Source organism: Flavobacterium sp. DSP2-3-1 (assembly GCF_049896865.1).
Lineage (GTDB): Bacteria > Bacteroidota > Bacteroidia > Flavobacteriales > Flavobacteriaceae > Flavobacterium.
In genome coordinates, this window is sequence record NZ_JAFCVD010000010.1 from 46,246 (window position 1) to 66,519 (window position 20,274).

The window sequence follows — 20,274 nt, forward strand, 5'->3', positions numbered from 1 at the left end:
AAAAGTAAGCTATTAAATACCGATTTGCCAATAGTTTAGTTGAATCTAAGTTTTCATTAACAATTATTGTTGTAGATAATTGGCTAAAAAAGCACTTAAATCAAATTGATGTAACTGCTGAGGGACATTAATGATTCGTTTTCTGGCGAAATTTTCATTGGTTAAAAAGTAATTAAATCCATCTAGCGTGCTGATGCCTTCCATCTGATGAAACGGAAGCGCAATTTTGATTTTTCTCTTGTTTCCTGAAAAGAAATTGGAATTATTGTAATCGTAAAACAAATAGATAAAAGGCGATAAAGACTTGCTGTAGCCGGTAAGCACCAGCAGCTTTTTTTCAGCTACATAGGTTGCTGCGGTAATTAATCCTTTTACATTATAGGATTCTTTCAGTTGTGCAATATGTTGACCGGGAAGCTTTGGAATCACATAAACACTAGTTCTTTTTTGTTTCCATTCTTTGGAAAACAAGTAAATACTGTCACCGGAAACAATAAAAGCTTCGCAATCAAAATTAGTTGTATTGGACTTGGTTTTGGTAAAATCCATTTGATTGGAATATGAAAACGAAAGCGTGTCGATTTTCTGATTGTTCTGCAAAAGCGACTGTTTTTCAACTCGTAATATATGAAGATTCTTTCTGTTTCCAGAGACATTATTGCCAAAGTCGCCAATGTAAAAATAGTTTGCGTCTTGCGTAATTTCTTCCCAGTCGGTATTGGTTACGTTTTTTAATTCAATTTTATTTTTAATAACACCTTGTATGTTAATAGCATAAAGAGCCGTGTTGGTGTCATCGATATTGGTTAAAAAAAGAGAATCACTTTGTGTCAAACTGGAAGTTTCTTTGAGAATGGCATTTAATTTTACCGAATATATTGGTTTAATTCTTGCCGAAGCATAGTCACAACTTCCATCATTAACGATGGCAGCTGGATTAAAGTTTTTGGAAATTGGATCCGTGCAGCCCGAAATTTGAGCCTTTATGGGAATAATAGAAATCAGAAATAATATGAAGAAGATCTTTTTCAATGCATTAAAATATTACCGAATCGTTACTATTCACCAAAAGTAATCGATTCTAAGGAATAAAAGAAGGTTAGATTGTCCCGAAGAATTGGGATTGGATTTATTCACAGGTATTGTTTCCACTTTTCGTTGCAATCTTTGTTAATTCTTTTTAAAAATTTTCACTTCAGTTGGGGCTAGGGAGAAATATTTTTTAATGTTTTTTAAACTTTTAACCTGTGTCTTTGCCTCGTAAAATATATCTTTGAAAAATGCAACTATCCGTCATCATCCTCAATTACAATGTTCGGTATTTTCTCGAACTATGCGTATTAAGCGTGCAAAGTGCTTTAGAAACCATTGAGGGTGAAATTATTGTAATCGATAATTATTCTTCCGATGATAGTTGTGCGATGATGGAAAAGCGTTTTCCAAATGTAAAACTCATTCAAAACAAAGAAAATCTAGGTTTTCCGAAAGGAAATAACATTGGCGTAGCCCATGCTAAAGGCGAATACATTTGCATTCTCAATCCGGATACCGTTGTCGCTGAAGATACCTTTACGAAAGTATTGGCTTTTGCCCAACAACAATCGGATTTAGGAATTGTGGGTTGTAAACTCATAGATGGAGCCGGAAAATTTCTGCCCGAAAGCAAGCGTGGCGTTCCTACTCCTTGGGTTGCTTTTACTAAAATCACGGGTTTGTATAAATTATTTACAAAGTCAGGAGCATTTGGAAAATATTATGCGAAACATTTAAACGAAAACCAAACAGGAAAAACAGACATTCTAGTGGGTGCTTTTATGTTCTTGAAAAGAGATTTGTATCTTGACGTGGGCGGATTTGATGAAGACTGTTTTATGTATTCTGACGATATTGATTTGTCATATCGAATTTTGCAAAAAGGAAAGTCAAACTATTATTTTCATGAAACGACCGTAATCCATTACAAAGGAGAAAGTACGGTAAAAGACGAAAAGTACATGAAGCGTTTCCAAGAAGCGATGAATTTCTTTTACAAAAAGCATTTTAATTCTCGATCCCGAAGTTTTGGGACGGGATCGGTGTTTTTCTCAATTTTCATGAAGACGGGAATTGTATTTTTCTCTTTTGTAAAGATGTTTCAAGGAAAACTTTTCCAAAACTTCGGAATAAAAACAAATCCAAAATCATATCTGTTGTATTCGGCGAACGAAAAATTAGTAGAAAAACTGCGTTGGGTTTTACAAAATAAAGTCCAGTTTCATGATTTAAAAACAGAAAAAATGGTAATTTCGTCTTTTGTTAAAAGCAAAGTAGGTGCAGAAGTTATTTTGGACAACGAATATATAACCTTCAAAAAGTGTATAGAAATTCTCGAATATTCAAGGAATAAAGGATTTACATTTAAAATTATACCAAAAAACGCTAATTTTTTAATAGGAAGTAACAATAGTAACGAGAGAGGTGAGATTACAGAAATAGAGTAAAAAATTGCATTTAATGTAATTTATATTTGAAATATTTAGTAATTTCGCAAACTGAAAATCAATATCACCTTTGAGGTTAACAATATGGCAAGATTTGAATTAAAACTTCCAAAAATGGGAGAAAGCGTTGCAGAAGCAACTATTACAAACTGGTTAAAAGAAGTTGGAGACAGAGTTGAAGCTGACGAAGCAGTACTTGAAATTGCTACTGATAAAGTGGACAGTGAAGTGCCAAGCGAAGTTTCGGGAATTTTGGTAGAACAATTGTTCGGAAAAGACGATTTGGTTCAAGTGGGTCAGACTATCGCAATTATTGAAATTGAAGGTGGAGAATTAGTATCTATTGTAAAAGAAGCGGTTGCTCCCGACGTTATTGCTGAAGTGACAAAAACAGTGGATGACGGCAAAGAAAGTGTTGCAGCGCCGGTAGATTTCTCTGATTCTGAAAAATTCTTATCGCCATTAGTGAAAAACATTGCCAAAGAAGAAGGGGTTTCTGTTGCAGAATTAGCAGCAATTTCTGGAACAGGAAAAGAGGGAAGAGTTACTAAAAATGATATTTTAGATTACGTGAAAAATAGAACGAGCCAACCTGTAGTTTCGGCTCCCGTTGCAGTTCAAAAACCAATTGCAGCTCCAGTCGCTCAAAAAGCAGCTCCGGTATCTGTAAGTGGTGGTGATGAAATTATAGAAATGGACAGAATGCGCAAGCTTATTGCGGGTTACATGATCGCTTCGGTACAAACTTCAGCTCACGTTCAGTCGTTTATCGAAGTCGATGTGACGAATATTGTGAAATGGAGAGAGAAAAATAAAAATGCGTTCGAAAAAAGAGAAGGGGAGAAGTTGACCTATACGCCAATTTTCATGGAAGCAGTTGCGAAAGCGCTGAAAGATTATCCTGGAATGAATATTTCTGTGGATGGTGATTACATTATCAAGAAGAAAAATATTAATCTAGGAATGGCGGCTTCGTTACCAAACGGAAACTTAATTGTTCCTGTTATTAAAAATGCCGATCAGCTGAATTTGGTTGGAATGGCCAAAGCGGTAAACGATTTAGGAGGTCGTGCAAAAGCTGGAAAACTAAAACCGGACGATACTCAAGGCGGAACTTATACGGTTACCAATGTGGGAACTTTTGGAAGTGTTTTTGGTACGCCAATTTTGAATCAGCCGCAAGTGGGTATTTTAGCCCTTGGAGCAATTCGTAAAATGCCGGCAGTAATTGAAACCCCTGAAGGAGATTTTATCGGGATTCGCCAGAAAATGTTCTTATCGCACAGCTATGATCATAGAGTGGTCGATGGAGCTTTAGGAGGTAGTTTTGTGAAAAGAGTAGCGGAATACTTAGAAGCTTTTGATGTTAACAGAGATGTTTAAAAGTTTATAATTACTATAAAAACCCGATTGATTTTCAAAAATCAATCGGGTTTTCTTTTTTTGAGGTTTTTTGCAACTTTAAACGTTGAACTTTAAATAAAATTAAACCCAAATTTCTATATTTGTAGCCACACAAAATTTAAAAATGGAACTTAAACTCAATAAACCAATTTGCTTTTTCGACCTTGAAACCACAGGAATTGACATCGGAAAAGATAGAATTGTAGAAATCTCAATATTCAAAGTTTTTCCAAATGGAAACAAAGAAAGCAAAACATGGTTGGTAAATCCAACGATTCCAATTCCGCCGCAAACAACAGCGGTTCATGGAATCACCGATGAAAAAGTAGCGAATGAGCCTACTTTCAATGAATTGGCGGCGCAAGTTTACAACATGATTAAAGACAGTGATTTAGCTGGATTTAATTCGGATCGTTTTGATATTCCGTTATTGGCAGAGGAAATGTTACGTGCCGGAGTAGATTTTGACATGAAAAACAGAGTTTCAGTTGATGTTCAGACTGTTTTTCATAAAATGGAAGAACGAACATTGGGCGCAGCACACAAGTTTTATTGCGGAAAAACGCTTGAAAATGCACATTCAGCAGAAGCGGATACCATGGCCACTTATGAAATTTTGAAAGCACAATTGGATCGTTATCCGGAACTGGAAAATGACATGAAAGCATTATCCGAGTTTACAACAAGAAAGAAAATCGCTGATTTCGCTGGAATGATAGCTTTTGACAAAGACAATCAAGAAATCTTCACTTTTGGAAAACACAAAGGAGTAAAAGTGGATAAAATTTTGGAAACAGAACCCGGTTATTTCAGTTGGATACAAAATGCTGATTTTCCTTTGTACACCAAAAAAGTTTTAACGGCAATCAAACTTCGAAAATTAAATAATAAATTAAGCTAATTTTTGAATCTTTCAATCATTAAATTTTTTTTAATTAATAAGAAATGAAAATAATCTGCATCGGTAGAAATTATACCAATCACATAGAGGAATTGCATAACGAAAGACCAACGGAACCAGTAGTTTTCATGAAGCCAGATTCGGCGGTTTTATTGAAACAACACCCATTTGTAATTCCGGAATTTTCGGAAGATGTACACCATGAAATTGAAATTATTGTCAAGATAAGTAAAGTGGGGAAATACATCGAACCTAAATTTGCTCATAAATATTATGACGAAATCAGTGTGGGAATTGATTTTACCGCTCGCGATTTACAGGATAAATTAAAAGCAAAAGGGTTGCCTTGGGAAAAAGCAAAAGCGTTTGACGGCTCTGCGGTCCTAGGTGAATTTTTGCCAAAAAATCAATTTAGTTCATTAGAAAATATTACTTTTGAATTAACCAACAATAATAAGACAGTACAAATAAGCAATTCTAGTTTTATGCTGTGGAAAATTGACGAACTGATTTCATATGTTTCTCAGTTTTTTACGTTAAAAATTGGCGATATTATTTTTACAGGAACCCCGGAAGGAGTCGCTGCTGTTAAGCCAGATGACGTTTTAGAAGGATTTTTAGAAGGACAACAACTATTTAGAATACAAGTAAAATAATGGCTATAAATTACAACCTGTCAAAAGTGTACGCACTTTCAGACAACGATCCTGAATTTGTAAATGAAATTTTGACTTTATTTGTTACCGAAGTTCCGGATGATTTACAACAAATAAAAGAGGGAATTAAAAAGAAAGACTACAACCATGCTTATGCTTTTGCGCACAAGATAAAACCAACCTTAGATTTGATGGGCTTAAACGTGGCTTTTGAAGAGATCCTTCAAGTCGAAGCCTGGACCAAAGCCGAAGGTAAAAAGAAAGATATAAAAGAAACTTTTAAGAGCGTAAAAAATCAAGTCAACGACGCTATCAAAGAAATTAAAAAAGACTTTAATTTGTAAAATTTGTGCGTGACCCGCTGAAAAAAGCGGGTCGGGCTATCCATTGCAATCTCCCGGAAAAACGGGAGGATTTTCACTACTATCCCTCACGCAAACTACAAATGAATACGTTCATTTAACTATTGCGTATTTTTAAAAACTACCATAGAATTGTTTTTTGGTATAAAAGACAAATATGAAATACAAAATAATACTACTGCTTTTGTTATTATGTTTTTATAATAGCTACGCTCAAAAAACGTATTCTTTTGATTTCATGATTGAATATAATTTCCAGAAAAATGAAACCTCAAAAATTGAGAAACTATACCTTTTAACTAATTCTCAAGACGAAAGTTATAGTGTATATGTCAACGAAGAGGATAATTTAAATTTCAGAATGGATTTTAAAGATGAAAAAGGCATTCGTAGTATTTCGAGAATTGGTAAAAGTGATTTTTTTAAAGCAGAAACTATATCGTTGACTTGTGAAAGTGTTTCTTATCAAAAAGAGAAAAATAAGTACGATTCTACTAGGTTTGATTTTGTGAATGAAAAGGATACACTAATTGATGGTGTTTCTTATAAAAATTATGCGATGAAGTATAATAAAATTAAAGAAGCGAGAAAGTATAATCGTGGAATTTTACATTATATAGTAGAGAATAATACAGAATTTCATCCGCCTCTAATGATGTTTTCAAGTATTTTCGATTTTGCTGTAACCAGTAAAAATAGACCCAATGGGATTGCAAAAGAAATTTTCTCCTTAACTTATGATGAAAAACATTATGAGTTTATTTATAAACTATTGCAATTTGTGAAAATTAAAAAATTTTTACAAATCCCTACAGAATGTGATTATACAAATCCTAAAGTTAGCAAGTATTAAGTGTTAATTTTTTAGGTAAAAATTAAATTTCAAATTCTAATTTAAAAATGAAAGCAACTATAGTTACCATAGGTGACGAAATTTTAATAGGTCAAATTGTCGATACGAATTCTGGTTTTATTGCCAAGTCGTTGGATAAAATTGGTGTTGAAATCAACGAAATGATTTCGATCAGTGATGATAAAAAACACATTTTAGATACGTTTGCCTCGCTTCAAAACAAAGTAGATTTAGTGATTATTACGGGCGGTTTAGGACCAACAAAAGATGATGTGACTAAGAAAACTTTCTGTGATTATTTTGAAGACGAATTAATCATTGATAAAGCGGTCGAAAATCATGTAATTGAGCTTATTGAGCGTGTGATGAACAGAACAGCATCGCAAATCAATAGAGATCAGGCATTAGTTCCGTCAAAATGTACAGTTCTTCACAATCAGGTGGGTACCGCGCCAGGAATGTGGATGAAAAAGGAAAATACCGTTTTTATTTCGCTTCCCGGAGTTCCTTATGAAATGAAATATTTAGTAGAAAATGAAATCATCCCAAAAGTAATTCGGGAATACAAACGTCCTTATATTATCCATAAAACAATTCTCACATACGGACAGGGCGAAAGTTTGGTGGCGGAACGTATAGAGGAATGGGAAAATAACCTTCCTGAATTCATTAAATTGGCTTACTTGCCCGCACCAGGGAGAGTTCGTTTAAGGCTTTCCGCGCGAGGCATCGATAAAGAAAAACTAGAAGCTTCGATTGAAGAAAATGTAAAATTACTGGATGCAATCATACATGATATCATTGTGGGTTTTGATGAAGATGAAACTATCGAAGTGGTTGTAGGAAGGTTGCTGGGAAAACAAAACAAAACTATTTCTACTGCAGAAAGTTGTACGGGAGGTAAGATTGCGGAAGTTTTAACATCAGTTTCAGGTTCTTCAAAATATTTTAAAGGAAGTGTGATTTCCTATGCAACAGAGGTAAAAATTGATGTTTTGGGTATTGATGAAAGCTTGATAACAGAATATTCTGTCGTGAGCCGAGAAGTAGTTTCAGCGATGGCTTTGAATGTGAAAACGATGATGAAAACAGATTATGCAATTGCGACAACAGGAAATGCCGGACCATCAAAAGGGGAATCAAATGCAGAAATTGGAACAGTTTTTATTGCATTGGCTACTCCAAATGAAATAATTGTTGAAGAATTTAATTTTGGTCAACCCCGTGAAAAAGTGATAGATAGAGCGGTAAATAAAAGTTTGGAACTTTTACAGAAAGAAATTTTAAAAAATGTACGATAATATTGTTGGTTAATAGGTTTATTTTTCTTTTCTTTGCACCCTGATTTTGAATAACGATAAAAGATAAGTATAATGTCAAGAGTTTGTGACCTTACAGGTAAAAGAGCGATGGTAGGAAATAACGTTTCTCACGCTATGAACAAAACTAAGAGAAAATTTTCTGTAAACTTAGTTAAAAAGCGTTTTTATCTTCCAGAAGAAGATAGATGGATTACTCTAAGAGTAGCTGCATCTACGATAAAAACAATTAATAAAAATGGAATCGCTGCGGTTTTGAAAAAAGCACAGTCAGAAGGATTTATCAAATAATCCCTTCCAAAATAAAAAAATAGCAAGATGGCAAAGAAAGGTAATAGAATCCAGGTAATTTTAGAATGTACTGAGCACAAGACTTCAGGTGTTGCAGGAACTTCAAGATACATAACAACGAAGAACAAAAAGAATACTCCGGACAGATTAGAGATTAAAAAATTTAATCCAATCTTGAAACGTGTAACTGTTCACAAAGAAATTAAGTAATAATTAGAGATTTTAATAAAAGTCTCAAATGATCAGCATTTGAAGATTTTATTTAAATTTAAATAACATTTGAATCATGGCAAAGAAAACCGTAGCATCGTTACAAACATCTTCTAAGAGATTATCTAAAGCCATCAAAATGGTGAAATCTCCAAAAACAGGTGCATATACATTCGTAGAATCTATTATGACTCCTGAATCAGTGGATGAATTCTTGAAAAAGAAATAATCAACATTCATATTATATAGAAAAGCTACTTTCATTCGAAAGTAGCTTTTTTATTTTCTATATTTACTGGCAGAAAGCGTATAAGTTCTTTGGACTTAAATACTTTATTCTTAATACTATTTATACAATGAGTTTTTTCAAAAGAATATTTTCATCAGAGAAAAAAGACCCGAGCCTAAGCGAACAGGCGAAGCAAACATTAGACAAAGGTCTTGAAAAATCAAAAACAAATTTCTTTTCGAAGTTAACTAAAGCGGTTGCCGGAAAGTCAAAAGTAGATGATGAAGTCTTAGATAATTTAGAGGAAATCCTTGTGGCCTCAGATGTTGGCGTAAATACTACATTGAAAATAATCACTAGAATTGAAAGTCGCGTCGCTTCGGATAAATATCTTGGTATAGAAGAACTTAATCAAATTCTTAGGGAAGAGATTGCGGCTTTGTTATCCGAAACCAATTCTGGCGAAGCAACGGAATTTGTAATTCCAATTCAGACTAAGCCTTATGTTTTAATGGTAGTTGGTGTTAATGGTGTTGGAAAAACAACTACCATTGGTAAATTAGCCTATCAATTTAAAAAAGCAGGTTATAATGTGGTTCTTGGTGCTGCCGATACTTTTCGGGCCGCTGCCATCGATCAATTGCAGATTTGGGCGGATCGAGTAGGCGTTCCTATTGTTCGTCAAGATATGGGAAGTGATCCGGCTTCGGTAGCTTTTGATACCTTACAATCAGCAGTGGCACAAAATGCGGATATCGTAATTATCGATACTGCGGGACGTTTACACAATAAAATTAATTTAATGAACGAATTGACCAAAGTAAAACGAGTGATGCAAAAAATTGTTGGTGATGCGCCACATGATGTATTATTAGTTTTGGATGGATCAACCGGTCAGAATGCTTTTGAACAAGCAAAACAATTTACAGCTGCTACAGAAGTTACTTGTTTAGCAGTTACTAAATTAGACGGAACCGCAAAAGGTGGCGTGGTAATTGGAATTTCGGATCAGTTTCAAATTCCTGTAAAGTATATTGGTGTAGGAGAAGGAGTTGAGGATCTTCAGGTTTTCAATAAATACGAGTTTGTAGATAGTTTTTTTAAATAATAATAGGAATGAATTTTTCTTCTGTCAAAAATAGTAACCTAATTTATTTTTATTTTATAAGTATTGTTTCTTTTATTTTGGCCAACCTTATTCGAGACAAAAGTGTTGGTTTCTATTATTTTTTACTAATAATTGGTTTGATTTTCTTTGTTTTAGGTTTTATGAAACGTTTGAAAACTAAGTAAGTTTATTGGTATAAAGCACTAATTTTTTGCCACAAAATTTCATCAAAATCGGATAAAGCAAAAGTTGGATTATTTGGATTTGCAACATCTCCCATTCTGATAACGACCATTTTTTTGCTTGGAATAATATAGATTTTTTGATCGTATTTCCCCAGTGCCATAAACATATCTGCTGGAGCTGTTGGTATTAAACTGCCATTGAATTGCAGTTGGCTTTGCGGTAAATAATAACTTGTTTTTCCATTCAGCCACCATAAATAGCCGTATCCCAGATTTATCGTTTGTGAAGTGTTTATAGCTTCATTGATATAATTCTCATTCAATATCTTATTGCTTTCCCATTTCCCTTTGTTACAGATTAACAAGCCGAAGCGTGCCATGGATCGAGTATTACTTCCATAAACGGAATTATTCCCGACTTGAAACCATGCGCCTTCCATTCCTATTTTATCTTTTAATTTGGTATTGAAATAGGTATTCCAAGTTTGACCGCTGGCTTGAGCAATCACATCCTGTAATTTTACATATACATTATGATACGCCCAACGTGTTCCTGCATCGGCTTTATATTTTAGGTTTGCTGGATTAACGTCATCCGTGCTGTCATCTAATCCGGAAGTCATAGTGAGTAAATGTCTGTTTGTAATCAAATTTTCTTTGGCTAAAGGCAAACTCGTCCAACCAGTTCCTATATATTGCGAAACTTTAGTATTGATATTGATCAGGTTTTCTTGTTGAGCAATTCCTGTTACAGTTGCTGTCAGCGTTTTTCCAGCGCTAGCCCAATACCAAAAAGCATTGGCATCATGACCGTTGAAATACTGTTCCATTACGATTCTACCGTTGACAAGAATGATGAAAGATTTTGAATTTTTGAGTTCTAAATAATCCAATAACGGTTTCACGGCAATTTGTTTCCAACCTAAACTCGCTATTGATTTTGTTTCCCAAGTTGTGTTTGTTAAAGGTGGGAAATAGAGCGTTTCTGCAGGTGTAGGTGTTGGATTTGGTACAGCAGTATCGGAACTGCAGCTACTACAAAATAGTACGATGAGGAAACTGTAAATTATTTTTGACATCTTGCTGCTGATTTATTTCTAATTTGGTTAAGACCAAAAATATAGAAAATAGTTTAATGTGTTTCTGCTAATTTTGTTTTCTTTGAATTTAATAAGAGTAACTTTGTAGTATAAAATAAAGTTGTTGTTTCCTCAAATTATCTAGCCCTGATTGAAGCGGAAATTCTTTTTAGCCGCTTTTTTTGCGGATACAAAGATTGAAGCGGAAAGCAGGAAACAGCTCCTAAAAAATAATAATTATATGAACAAAACTTACAGCATTCTTTTGATAGCATTTCTTTTTGTGGCTTGTCAGCAAAAGATAAAACCAGAAGACATTTCAAAAATAAACGGATATTGGGAGGTTGAAAAGGTTGTTTTTGATTCCATAAAGGATAAGGAATACAAGATGAATGAAGTATATGATTATTTTGAAATAGATAAAAATAAAGGGATTCGGAAGAAAGTAATGCCGCAATTGGACGGGACTTTTTTAGTGAATGATGCTTATGAAAACGTAACGGTGCGATTTGATGGAGGAAAAGTATTCTTGGATTATTCGACACCGTACATGAAATGGAGTGAAGAATTGATTGCTTTGTCAGCGGAAGAATTAGTGCTGTTGAATAAGGAAAAAATAGAGTATCATTACAAAAAAGCAACACCGATAAATTTACTGGGCGATGGCAAAACGATTAAATAATCAGAGTACGATAGGGGATGTTTTGAAACAAATTATTCAAGTCAATAAACTGCAACCCGGAATGGATCAAATTGATGTCAAAGACGCCTGGAAAAACCTAATGGGCAATGGTGTCAATAGTTATACTAATAATGTAGTTTTGAAAGGAAGTACTTTGTATGTCGAGTTAACCTCGTCTGTTTTAAGGGAAGAATTAAGCCACGGAAAGTCCAAAATTGTCGCTATGATTAATGAGGAATTAGGACGTGATGTGGTGAAAGATGTGGTTTTGAGATAGTGTATAAGTGTTCCGTTTTTAGTTTTTGGTGTTCAGTGTTCATTAGTAAGTAAAAAAGATACTGCCAGTATAATTTATTACTTAGCATAAATAACGAAGCAGGTTTAAAATATTATTAAATGTTTAATTTGTGAAAATTATTTAAATTTTTGGTGAAGTATTTCTGCTGTGACGCAAAAGAGATTTACCGGAAACGAAAAGAGGTTTATGGGATTTCGCCATATAGTTTTACACAGAAGATGGCAATTGGGATTGCGTAGGCAATAGTATACGGGTTTTCTTTGTCAAAAATCTTAAAAATTTTGCGATTTAATTTATAACTAAAAACAAGATCCGCATACTAGTATAAAATCGTTAACGATACTGTGAGATTGCTGGTTGTTAAATCAGGAGAGTTAGCGTCGGGTGTTAATTTCAATTTAGGACATAAGAACACCTTATGGATACAGTGACATGAACGGCTTGTAGGTTAATACTTTTATGATAATTAATGCAGTGGATAATCGAACTTACTCTAAATTTCATTTTATTAGCGCAAAAGGAATTAGGAATTTTATCATTGAAGAAACGGCCAAAATGAAATCGCATGATATGAATTTAGTACAGCGCGATTTTTTTTTGAGAATATTGTGGCGAGAAATTTTCCAAAAGGAAACTTGCAGATTCAAATCCTGACCGAAGAACGGACGAATTCCCAAACTATTATTTAAATCCATTTGATGCAACGATAATGTGGCCTCAAGACGATTTTCATTAGATTAACGTTGGTTTTTTAGAGTTAAATCAAAATCCACCCTATTATTTTGAGGATATTGAGCACGTTGCATTTGCAATGGCGCAGGTGGTTGACGGAAGTGGATACCCAGATGATAAAATGTTGCAGGGTAAATTGTTGTAATATCCTGATTCGCAACGCCATCGTTTGGCAACTAATTATGAGCAAATTGCGGTAAATCGTTGTCCAGTTGCCAGCCATAATTACCAGCTGGATCGACAAATGAGAGTGGATGAGAATGGCGGCAGTAATCCGAATTATTTTCCAAAAAGTTTTGATGCTATGGAAATTGACCTCGCATATAAAGAACCGCCAATGGAAATTTTTAGTGATTTTGCGGGTTAGTACGACAGAAATTGCGAAGGAGAGAATGATCATTGAACGCAACGTGGAAATTTATTTAAAATCATGACTCCGGATTAACAACAAAATACGATACACAATAGTATTGCTCACATGTCTGGCATTGATGGTTTTAAAAAAGACAAAATAGTAAACTGTCAATTGAGTCATCGGTGTCGAGTAGACAGACGTTTTGGTGCTCGTATAGCTACCGGATAGACGTTGATGTTGACTTGCTAGAAAGATAAAAATGTTGTCGAATTTAAATAAAAAATGCGCAGCAAACTGAGCATTTTTTTAGTTTTAGTCATCGATTATGGCTCTCTCTCCTTTGGAGAGTCATAAAGTTTCGGCAAGGAAGAAGATTTATAAAAATACCACCGTTTTATTATTATAAACCATTGTTTTTCTCTCAGCATGCAGTTTTATAGCCCGCGCTAAAACCATGCGTTCCAGATCGCGCCCTTTCATAATAAAATCTTCTATAGAATGACTGTGTGAAACTCGGGAAATATCTTGCTCGATAATTGGACCTTCATCCAATCCTTCGGTTACATAATGACTGGTAGCGCCAATGATTTTTACACCGCGTTTAAAAGCCGAATGATAGGGTTTTGCTCCCGGAAATGCAGGGAGAAAAGAATGATGAATATTGATAATTTGATTCTTGTATTGCGCAATCAAATTGGGCGTTATAATTTGCATGTAGCGTGCCAAAACAATGAAGTCAACATTATACTGCTTCAGTAAATCCAGCTGTTTTTGTTCCCCTTCGGCTTTTATCTCTTTAGTGAAAGGAACATAATGAAACGGAATTGAAAAACGTTCCGCCACTGATCTTAAATCTTCATGGTTGCCGATGATCAAAGGAATTTCAAGAGCCAGTTCACCAGCACTGTAGCGTCCTAAAATATCATACAGACAATGCTCGTATTTGGAAACAAACAAAGCCATTTTTGGTTTTTCTTCTTGAGTATACATTTCCCACGACATATTGAAAGGAGAAGCTAACTTAACTTGAAAATCAGTTTTAATAGCTTCAATATTCCAATTTTTGGCGTTGAATTCGCATTCTAAGCGCATGAAAAATACATTTTCATCGGCATCAACATGTTGATCTAAATACGTAATATTTCCATCAATAGCGGAAATATAATTTGTAATGGAGGCAATAATTGCTTTTTGATCTTCGCAATGAATTAGGATAGTAATTTTCTGCATAAGACGTCTTTTTCAGCTTAGTTCTTAGTAATAAGTAGCGCTTTTCAAAATTAAACGTATTTGTTTTGTAAAAAAGTTTGATTTGGCTGTTTTATGTTATGAAAACAACCAAATTTCAATCTATTTGTTGTCCTGCATTGCAAAAACTTTCTGCAATAAAACAGATGTTCTTGACACTATATTGGTTCTTATGTTTTTCTCCTCAACGGCAACCATCTTAAAAACACCATTCAATGCTTGATTGGTCACATAATCCGTCAAGTCAGGATTCACTTTATTCACTAAAGGAATGCTGTTGTATTTTGTAATAATGTTGGTCCAAACTTTATCGGCACCTACTTTAGTGAACGAATTTTTAATCACGGGATTAAATTTTCCGTACAAAGCAGTCGAAGTGCTGTTTTGTAAATAATAGGTGGCCGAACTTTCATTTCCCATCAAAATTGATCTGGCATCCATAAAAGTCATGTTTCTTACGGCGTCTACAAATATTGGAGTCGCTTCCTTCACCGCATCTTCAGCAGCACGATTCAATACTTTCAAACCTTCATCAGCCAGAGAGCTCAATCCAATTCTTCTCAAACCCGCGTCTACTTTTCTCAATTCTTCCGGCAATAAAATTTTCACGGCTTCATTTCTGTAAAAACCATCGGTGGTAGTCAATTTGGTGACTTGTTTCGAAATCCCATTATTAAGGGCTTCTTTTAAACCGCCAGCAATATCAACACCACCAATTCCTTGTGTTTGGGGGAATTGATTCAAAACTTGTTGCATTTCGGCACAACTCGAAAGCGAAATTGCTACCGCTAAAATTAAAATTTTCTTCATCGTAATTATTTTATTAGTTTACTTTCTGTGTTTGCCATTTGGCATTTGTAAAAATACTGTTTATTCAAAAACAAAGCCAACTATTCTTTAAGAGCACAAATTTTGGTTTTATTAATCGTAATTGGTCCCGCTTTCCGCTGTATCCTCGCTGAAAAAGCGAGGGATGCCGCTTCAATCGGGGCTAAATAACAAAATTCTACCTTATTTATTAACAACAAGCAGCAACGACAAATAATTTTTAAAATAAAATCGTAAATTGCCGACTTAAATTATCATATTCATAAAATGGAACTCGTAAAACCGTATATCCCTATTAATAAAGTAAGAATTGTAACCGCTGCGGCCCTTTTTGATGGTCACGATGCAGCAATTAACATCATGCGAAGAATTATTCAGTCAACAGGTGTTGAGGTGATCCATTTAGGTCACGACCGCAGTGTTGAAGAAGTTGTCAACACAGCTATCCAAGAAGACGCCAATGCAATTGCAATAACTTCTTACCAAGGAGGACATAACGAATATTTTAAATATATGTATGACTTGCTTCAAGAAAAAGGAGCAGGGCAAATCAAGATATTTGGTGGTGGTGGAGGCGTAATTCTGCCTTCTGAAATAGCCGAATTGCAAGCGTACGGAATTACGAGAATTTATGCTCCGGATGACGGACGTGCGATGGGCTTGCAGGGAATGATAAACGATTTGGTACAAAAATCTGATTATCCGGTTGGAGATAAACTGACTGATGAAATCAATCATTTAGACGAAAAGAATCCAAAAGCAATTGCCAGAATCATCTCGTCAGCAGAAAATTTTCCGGATGTTGCGGCCAATACATTGGAGGCCATACAAAAAAAGAATATCGATTGTAAAACTCCAGTTCTTGGAATTACAGGAACGGGCGGAGCAGGAAAATCTTCTTTGGTAGATGAATTAGTGCGTCGTTTTCTAATTGATTTCCCAGAAAAAACTATCGGATTAATATCGGTTGATCCATCTAAACGTAAAACGGGTGGAGCTCTTCTAGGCGATAGAATCCGCATGAATGCCATCAATAATCCCCGTGTTTACATGCGTTCTTTGGCTACACGCCAATCGAATCTGGCTTTGTCTAAATATGTTGCTGATGCAATTCAAGTAATAAAAGCAGCAAATTATGACATTATAATCCTGGAGACTTCGGGAATCGGGCAATCCGATACGGAAATTATGGACCATTCCGATGTTTCCTTATATGTAATGACTCCTGAATTTGGTGCTGCAACGCAATTGGAAAAAATCGACATGCTTGATTTTGCTGACTTGGTAGCAATAAATAAATTTGACAAACGTGGTTCTCTTGATGCATTGAGAGACGTGAAAAAACAATACCAACGCAACCATAACTTATGGGATGCTAATTTAGATACACTTCCTGTTTTTGGAACCATTGCTTCACAATTTAACGATCCGGGAATGAATACGCTGTACAAAGCGATTATGGACAAAGTTCATGAAAAAACAAATTCTGATTTGAAATCAACGTTCCAAATCACTCGTGAAATGAGCGAAAAGATTTTTGTTATTCCACCACACAGAACACGTTACTTGTCTGAAATTGCTGAAAGCAACCGTAAATACGATGATACGGCAGTTAGTCAGGAACAAGTGGCTCAAAAATTATATGGGATTTATAAAACGATTGAAACGGTTGCCAAGAAAATTCCTGAAATAAACAAAGCAGGAATTAATGACGATTCGGTTTTGCCGACGGTTTTAGAATCTGAAAAAGTTGGTGCGGCTGAGGACAAAATCTTTTTGAACCTTTTACTAAATCAATTCGATAAAGTAAAAATGGATTTGGATCCTCACAATTGGGAAATCATTTTGACTTGGGACGAGAAAGTAAACAAGTACAAGAATCCAGTTTATACCTTTAAAGTTCGTGACAGGGAAATAAAAATGGCTACTCATACGGAGTCACTTTCACATTCCCAAATTCCGAAAATCGCGTTACCAAAGTACAAAGCATGGGGTGATATTTTACGTTGGTGTTTGCAGGAAAATGTTCCTGGAGAATTTCCTTTTACGGCAGGATTGTATCCTTTCAAACGCGAAGGAGAAGATCCTTCTCGTATGTTTGCGGGAGAAGGAGGACCGGAAAGAACCAACAAACGTTTTCATTATGTAAGCGCGGGATTGCCGGCAAAACGATTGTCTACGGCTTTTGACAGCGTGACTTTATACGGAAACGACCCACACGTACGTCCTGATATTTATGGAAAAATAGGTAATGCCGGAGTTTCTATTTGCTGTTTGGACGATGCCAAAAAATTATATTCTGGTTTTGATTTGGTTCATGCCATGACTTCGGTGAGTATGACTATTAATGGACCGGCGCCGATGTTATTAGGCTTTTTCATGAATGCTGCGATTGACCAACAATGTGAGTTTTACATCAAAGAAAATAGTCTTGAAAAAGAAGTTGAGCTAGAAATCAACAAAATATATGCAGCAAAAGGAATTGAAAGACCACATTACCAAGGTGATTTACCAGAAGGAAATAACGGTTTAGGGTTGATGCTTTTGGGCGTAACCGGAGATCAGGTTTTACCGTTGGAGGTGTATAACGAAATTAAAGCAAGAACGTTATCTCAAGTCCGTGGAACTGTTCAGGCTGATATTTTGAAAGAAGATCAGGCACAAAACACTTGTATTTTTTCTACTGAATTTGCACTTCGATTAATGGGTGACGTGCAGGAATATTTCATTACTAAGAATGTTAGAAACTTTTATTCGGTTTCTATTTCAGGATATCATATTGCTGAAGCTGGAGCAAATCCTATCACGCAATTGGCTTTCACACTTTCAAATGGTTTCACCTATGTGGAATATTATTTGAGTCGTGGCATGAATATTAATGATTTTGGACCCAATTTATCCTTCTTTTTCTCGAATGGAGTAGATCCGGAATATGCAGTTATTGGTCGAGTAGCGCGCAAAATTTGGGCGAAAGCCATGAAAAATAAATACGGAGCTAACGAACGTGCGCAAATGTTGAAATACCACATTCAAACTTCGGGACGTTCACTTCACGCACAAGAAATTGATTTCAATGATATTCGTACGACTTTGCAAGCTTTGTATGCTATTTATGACAACTGTAATTCATTGCATACCAATGCGTATGACGAAGCAATCACAACGCCTACTGAAGAATCTGTACGTCGTGCGATGGCAATTCAGTTGATTATTAATAAAGAATTAGGTCTTGCCAAAAACGAAAACCCAATTCAAGGTGCTTTCATTATCGAAGAGCTAACTGATTTAGTGGAAGCTGCGGTTTTACAGGAATTTGACCGACTTACAGAACGTGGCGGCGTTCTTGGCGCCATGGAAACGATGTACCAACGTTCTAAAATTCAGGAAGAAAGTTTGTACTATGAGACTTTGAAACATACAGGTGAATTTCCAATTATTGGGGTAAATACATTTTTGAGTTCTAAAGGTTCTCCTACGGTGATTCCAGCAGAAGTAATTCGTGCCACCGAAGAAGAAAAACAATACCAAATTGATATGTTGAATCTTTTACACCAGTCTAATCAGGATTTAGTGAATGAGCATTTAAATACGCTTCAGGAAGCAGCCATTAAAAATGAAAACTTATTTGAACACCTAATGGAAGCAACTAAGGTTTGTTCTTTAGGACAAATTACTTCTGCTTTATTTGAGGTTGGTGGCCAATATAGACGTAATATGTAAATGGAGAACCACTTTTTGGATAGCAAAAAGTGTGTGAATCGCTTATCCCGCTTTCGGGCGGGCGTGATCTAATTTTTTTTTTTAAAAGACCTTACAGTAATGAGAGGTCTTTTTTTGTTTATGTAATTATTGCGACTTTATTACATTTATTCTAAAGTAGCTGTTGGATGTAATTCAATGCGTTTAATTTTTTAACCACATAGAAACATAGATTTTAAAATTATGTAAGTCGTTTCACTTTTTTGGAGAAAATCATAGCTATGTGAAGCCAAAAATTGGGCTGTCCAACTCTTTTTTTCTATTTTCTATGTGGTTCAATTTTTTTAGTTAAGATTAATTGAAATTTTCATTAATTACACCCAACGAGTTAAAGTAGTATATTTACATTTTACCTTAAAACCGAATAGTATGAAAAAACTTCAAATTGTATTCTTATTTTTTCTTCTTGGTCATGTTGTAGTTTCTTATGCAGCAAAAGCCGATACGTTGCAAATCCCTAGTATGGTAATGAATAAAACATATAAAGCTGCGGTTGTTTTACCAAGTTCTTATGCTAAAAGCAAAATAAATTACCCAGTTCTTTATCTGTTGCATGGTGCTTATGGTCATTTTAATGATTGGCTGTCTAAAACTCCGGATAAGAATTTATTACACAATTTAGCCGATCAGTATAATATCATAATCGTAATGCCGGAAGGAGAAACATTCAGTTTTTATCTGGATAGTCCCGTGAATAAAGGCAGTCAGTTTGAAACATATATTACAAAAGAAGTAATTCAGAAAATAGATAATACCTATCGAACAATAAATGATAGAAAAGGACGTGTAATTACGGGACTTTCTATGGGAGGTCACGGGGCATTGTATCTTTCGACAAAACACCCGGAACTTTTTTGTGCCGCAGGAAGTATGAGCGGAGCAGTAGATATGGGCAGCATGATCAATCCAGAATCTAAGGAAAGAGTTACTAAATTGATGGAGCCAGTTTTTGGAATTGAAGGTGCGCCCCAGGAAGTATATGCCTCGAATGCCGTTTTGAATATGGTGGACAAAATAAAAAGCAACAAACTAGAATTGATTATTGATTGTGGTGTGGATGATTTCTTGATTGAATCCAATCGCGAACTACACAGAAGACTTGTTTACAATAAAGTTTCTCATGATTATACAGAACGTCCAGGTGCGCACACTTGGGAGTATTGGGAAAATGCTTTACCCGCTCATGTACTGTTTTTTAGTAAAATTTTAAAAAATAATGCTGAAGCGGTAAAATAAACTTTGTATACTTTAAAAATTTAAAAGGCTTTTCATATGATAATATTGAAAGGCCTTCC

The 20,274-nt window shown here is 35.0% G+C and carries 20 protein-coding genes and 2 pseudogenes; 18 read left to right on the plus strand and 4 right to left on the minus strand.

Translation table 11 applies throughout. The features are described 5' to 3' along the window. Nucleotides 1–63: 63 nt before the first annotated feature. Nucleotides 64–1,032, minus strand: coding sequence for a T9SS C-terminal target domain-containing protein (locus ACP7AT_RS12155; protein ID WP_426064579.1), 969 nt, complete (start codon nucleotides 1,030–1,032; stop codon nucleotides 64–66). A gap of 248 nt (nucleotides 1,033–1,280) precedes the next feature. On the opposite strand from ACP7AT_RS12155, the gene ACP7AT_RS12160 reads away from it, so the two are divergent. The 11 genes from ACP7AT_RS12160 to ftsY all read left to right on the plus strand — a co-directional run bounded on the left by ACP7AT_RS12160 (nucleotide 1,281) and on the right by ftsY (nucleotide 9,813). Then, nucleotides 1,281–2,480, plus strand: a complete 1,200-nt coding sequence (locus ACP7AT_RS12160) for a glycosyltransferase family 2 protein (protein ID WP_426064581.1) — start codon at nucleotides 1,281–1,283, stop codon at nucleotides 2,478–2,480. An 84-nt stretch (nucleotides 2,481–2,564) separates the two neighbouring features. Next, complete coding sequence (locus ACP7AT_RS12165) at nucleotides 2,565–3,863, plus strand: dihydrolipoamide acetyltransferase family protein (protein WP_426064583.1); 1,299 nt, start codon at nucleotides 2,565–2,567, stop codon at nucleotides 3,861–3,863. Nucleotides 3,864–4,008: 145 nt separating this feature from the next. Continuing rightward, nucleotides 4,009–4,785, plus strand: a complete 777-nt coding sequence (locus ACP7AT_RS12170) for an exonuclease domain-containing protein (protein WP_426064585.1) — start codon at nucleotides 4,009–4,011, stop codon at nucleotides 4,783–4,785. A 44-nt stretch (nucleotides 4,786–4,829) separates the two neighbouring features. Then, nucleotides 4,830–5,441, plus strand: coding sequence for a fumarylacetoacetate hydrolase family protein (locus ACP7AT_RS12175; RefSeq protein ID WP_426064587.1), 612 nt, complete (start codon nucleotides 4,830–4,832; stop codon nucleotides 5,439–5,441). Next, nucleotides 5,441–5,785: an Hpt domain-containing protein gene (locus ACP7AT_RS12180; RefSeq protein ID WP_426064588.1), complete on the plus strand. Its 345-nt coding sequence runs from the start codon at nucleotides 5,441–5,443 to the stop codon at nucleotides 5,783–5,785. Before ACP7AT_RS12175 ends, ACP7AT_RS12180 begins: the two co-directional genes overlap by 1 nt. A 175-nt stretch (nucleotides 5,786–5,960) precedes the next feature. Then, the gene (locus ACP7AT_RS12185) at nucleotides 5,961–6,656 is read left to right on the plus strand and encodes a hypothetical protein (RefSeq protein ID WP_426064589.1); all 696 of its coding nucleotides are present in this window, start codon (nucleotides 5,961–5,963) and stop codon (nucleotides 6,654–6,656) included. A 47-nt stretch (nucleotides 6,657–6,703) separates the two neighbouring features. Then, the gene (locus tag ACP7AT_RS12190; protein WP_426064590.1) at nucleotides 6,704–7,957 is read left to right on the plus strand and encodes a CinA family nicotinamide mononucleotide deamidase-related protein; all 1,254 of its coding nucleotides are present in this window, start codon (nucleotides 6,704–6,706) and stop codon (nucleotides 7,955–7,957) included. Nucleotides 7,958–8,029: 72 nt separating this feature from the next. Continuing rightward, a complete protein-coding gene (gene rpmB / locus ACP7AT_RS12195; protein WP_024980263.1) occupies nucleotides 8,030–8,266 on the plus strand; it encodes a 50S ribosomal protein L28 in 237 nt (78 codons plus the stop codon). 27 nt (nucleotides 8,267–8,293) lie between these two features. After that, a complete protein-coding gene (gene rpmG, locus ACP7AT_RS12200; RefSeq protein ID WP_017495179.1) occupies nucleotides 8,294–8,476 on the plus strand; it encodes a 50S ribosomal protein L33 in 183 nt (60 codons plus the stop codon). 76 nt (nucleotides 8,477–8,552) lie between these two features. Beyond that, nucleotides 8,553–8,705 carry a DUF4295 domain-containing protein gene (locus ACP7AT_RS12205; protein ID WP_091205215.1) on the plus strand — a complete coding sequence of 51 codons (153 nt, stop codon included), beginning with the start codon at nucleotides 8,553–8,555 and terminating at the stop codon, nucleotides 8,703–8,705. A 127-nt stretch (nucleotides 8,706–8,832) separates the two neighbouring features. Beyond that, nucleotides 8,833–9,813 carry a signal recognition particle-docking protein FtsY gene (ftsY, locus tag ACP7AT_RS12210; protein ID WP_426064592.1) on the plus strand — a complete coding sequence of 327 codons (981 nt, stop codon included), beginning with the start codon at nucleotides 8,833–8,835 and terminating at the stop codon, nucleotides 9,811–9,813. 187 nt (nucleotides 9,814–10,000) lie between these two features. Here the strand turns inward: ftsY and ACP7AT_RS12215 are convergent, their stop codons facing one another. Continuing rightward, nucleotides 10,001–11,077 (minus strand): serine hydrolase domain-containing protein, encoded by a 1,077-nt coding sequence (locus tag ACP7AT_RS12215; protein WP_426064594.1) that lies wholly within the window; start codon nucleotides 11,075–11,077, stop codon nucleotides 10,001–10,003. A gap of 241 nt (nucleotides 11,078–11,318) precedes the next feature. On the opposite strand from ACP7AT_RS12215, the gene ACP7AT_RS12220 reads away from it, so the two are divergent. The 5 genes and pseudogenes from ACP7AT_RS12220 (at nucleotide 11,319) to ACP7AT_RS12240 (ending at nucleotide 13,156) form a co-directional block, all read left to right on the plus strand. Further along, on the plus strand, nucleotides 11,319–11,759 hold the full coding sequence (locus ACP7AT_RS12220; RefSeq protein WP_426064595.1) for a lipocalin family protein: 441 nt from the start codon (nucleotides 11,319–11,321) through the stop codon (nucleotides 11,757–11,759). Further along, nucleotides 11,740–12,036, plus strand: coding sequence for a DUF721 domain-containing protein (locus ACP7AT_RS12225; RefSeq protein ID WP_426064596.1), 297 nt, complete (start codon nucleotides 11,740–11,742; stop codon nucleotides 12,034–12,036). Before ACP7AT_RS12220 ends, ACP7AT_RS12225 begins: the two co-directional genes overlap by 20 nt. Before the next feature lie 238 nt (nucleotides 12,037–12,274). Then, nucleotides 12,275–12,349: pseudogene (locus ACP7AT_RS12230) on the plus strand (hypothetical protein); the annotation flags it as partial. 167 nt (nucleotides 12,350–12,516) lie between these two features. Continuing rightward, entirely contained in the window at nucleotides 12,517–12,711 is a 195-nt protein-coding gene (locus tag ACP7AT_RS12235) for a catalase (RefSeq protein ID WP_426064598.1), read from the plus strand. Between the two features lie 82 nt (nucleotides 12,712–12,793). Beyond that, a pseudogene (locus ACP7AT_RS12240) lies at nucleotides 12,794–13,156 on the plus strand (catalase). Between the two features lie 363 nt (nucleotides 13,157–13,519). On the opposite strand, the gene purU reads toward ACP7AT_RS12240, so the two are convergent. Together purU and ACP7AT_RS12250 are read right to left on the minus strand one after the other, a co-directional pair. Further along, nucleotides 13,520–14,374, minus strand: a complete 855-nt coding sequence (gene purU / locus ACP7AT_RS12245) for a formyltetrahydrofolate deformylase (protein ID WP_426064599.1) — start codon at nucleotides 14,372–14,374, stop codon at nucleotides 13,520–13,522. A 120-nt stretch (nucleotides 14,375–14,494) separates the two neighbouring features. Then, complete coding sequence (locus ACP7AT_RS12250) at nucleotides 14,495–15,202, minus strand: DUF4197 domain-containing protein (RefSeq protein WP_426064600.1); 708 nt, start codon at nucleotides 15,200–15,202, stop codon at nucleotides 14,495–14,497. 285 nt (nucleotides 15,203–15,487) lie between these two features. On the opposite strand from ACP7AT_RS12250, the gene ACP7AT_RS12255 reads away from it, so the two are divergent. Beyond that, the gene (locus tag ACP7AT_RS12255) at nucleotides 15,488–18,940 is read left to right on the plus strand and encodes a methylmalonyl-CoA mutase family protein (RefSeq protein ID WP_426064601.1); all 3,453 of its coding nucleotides are present in this window, start codon (nucleotides 15,488–15,490) and stop codon (nucleotides 18,938–18,940) included. A 408-nt stretch (nucleotides 18,941–19,348) separates the two neighbouring features. Then, nucleotides 19,349–20,215 carry an alpha/beta hydrolase gene (locus ACP7AT_RS12260; protein ID WP_426064602.1) on the plus strand — a complete coding sequence of 289 codons (867 nt, stop codon included), beginning with the start codon at nucleotides 19,349–19,351 and terminating at the stop codon, nucleotides 20,213–20,215. The last annotated feature ends 59 nt before the right edge of the window (nucleotides 20,216–20,274 follow it).

What these genes read in the sequence shown, in the direction of transcription:
- ACP7AT_RS12160 (WP_426064581.1), top strand. Translation starts at nt 1,281, where the DNA reads ATGCAACTATCCGTCATCATCCTCAATTACAATGTTCGGTATTTTCTC.
- ACP7AT_RS12165 (WP_426064583.1), top strand. Translation starts at nt 2,565, where the DNA reads ATGGCAAGATTTGAATTAAAACTTCCAAAAATGGGAGAAAGCGTTGCA.
- ACP7AT_RS12170 (WP_426064585.1), top strand. Translation starts at nt 4,009, where the DNA reads ATGGAACTTAAACTCAATAAACCAATTTGCTTTTTCGACCTTGAAACC.
- ACP7AT_RS12175 (WP_426064587.1), top strand. Translation starts at nt 4,830, where the DNA reads ATGAAAATAATCTGCATCGGTAGAAATTATACCAATCACATAGAGGAA.
- ACP7AT_RS12180 (WP_426064588.1), top strand. Translation starts at nt 5,441, where the DNA reads ATGGCTATAAATTACAACCTGTCAAAAGTGTACGCACTTTCAGACAAC.
- ACP7AT_RS12185 (WP_426064589.1), top strand. Translation starts at nt 5,961, where the DNA reads ATGAAATACAAAATAATACTACTGCTTTTGTTATTATGTTTTTATAAT.
- ACP7AT_RS12190 (WP_426064590.1), top strand. Translation starts at nt 6,704, where the DNA reads ATGAAAGCAACTATAGTTACCATAGGTGACGAAATTTTAATAGGTCAA.
- rpmB (WP_024980263.1), top strand. Translation starts at nt 8,030, where the DNA reads ATGTCAAGAGTTTGTGACCTTACAGGTAAAAGAGCGATGGTAGGAAAT.
- rpmG (WP_017495179.1), top strand. Translation starts at nt 8,294, where the DNA reads ATGGCAAAGAAAGGTAATAGAATCCAGGTAATTTTAGAATGTACTGAG.
- ACP7AT_RS12205 (WP_091205215.1), top strand. Translation starts at nt 8,553, where the DNA reads ATGGCAAAGAAAACCGTAGCATCGTTACAAACATCTTCTAAGAGATTA.
- ftsY (WP_426064592.1), top strand. Translation starts at nt 8,833, where the DNA reads ATGAGTTTTTTCAAAAGAATATTTTCATCAGAGAAAAAAGACCCGAGC.
- ACP7AT_RS12215 (WP_426064594.1), bottom strand. Translation starts at nt 11,077, where the DNA reads ATGTCAAAAATAATTTACAGTTTCCTCATCGTACTATTTTGTAGTAGC.
- ACP7AT_RS12220 (WP_426064595.1), top strand. Translation starts at nt 11,319, where the DNA reads ATGAACAAAACTTACAGCATTCTTTTGATAGCATTTCTTTTTGTGGCT.
- ACP7AT_RS12225 (WP_426064596.1), top strand. Translation starts at nt 11,740, where the DNA reads ATGGCAAAACGATTAAATAATCAGAGTACGATAGGGGATGTTTTGAAA.
- ACP7AT_RS12235 (WP_426064598.1), top strand. Translation starts at nt 12,517, where the DNA reads ATGATAATTAATGCAGTGGATAATCGAACTTACTCTAAATTTCATTTT.
- purU (WP_426064599.1), bottom strand. Translation starts at nt 14,374, where the DNA reads ATGCAGAAAATTACTATCCTAATTCATTGCGAAGATCAAAAAGCAATT.
- ACP7AT_RS12250 (WP_426064600.1), bottom strand. Translation starts at nt 15,202, where the DNA reads ATGAAGAAAATTTTAATTTTAGCGGTAGCAATTTCGCTTTCGAGTTGT.
- ACP7AT_RS12255 (WP_426064601.1), top strand. Translation starts at nt 15,488, where the DNA reads ATGGAACTCGTAAAACCGTATATCCCTATTAATAAAGTAAGAATTGTA.
- ACP7AT_RS12260 (WP_426064602.1), top strand. Translation starts at nt 19,349, where the DNA reads ATGAAAAAACTTCAAATTGTATTCTTATTTTTTCTTCTTGGTCATGTT.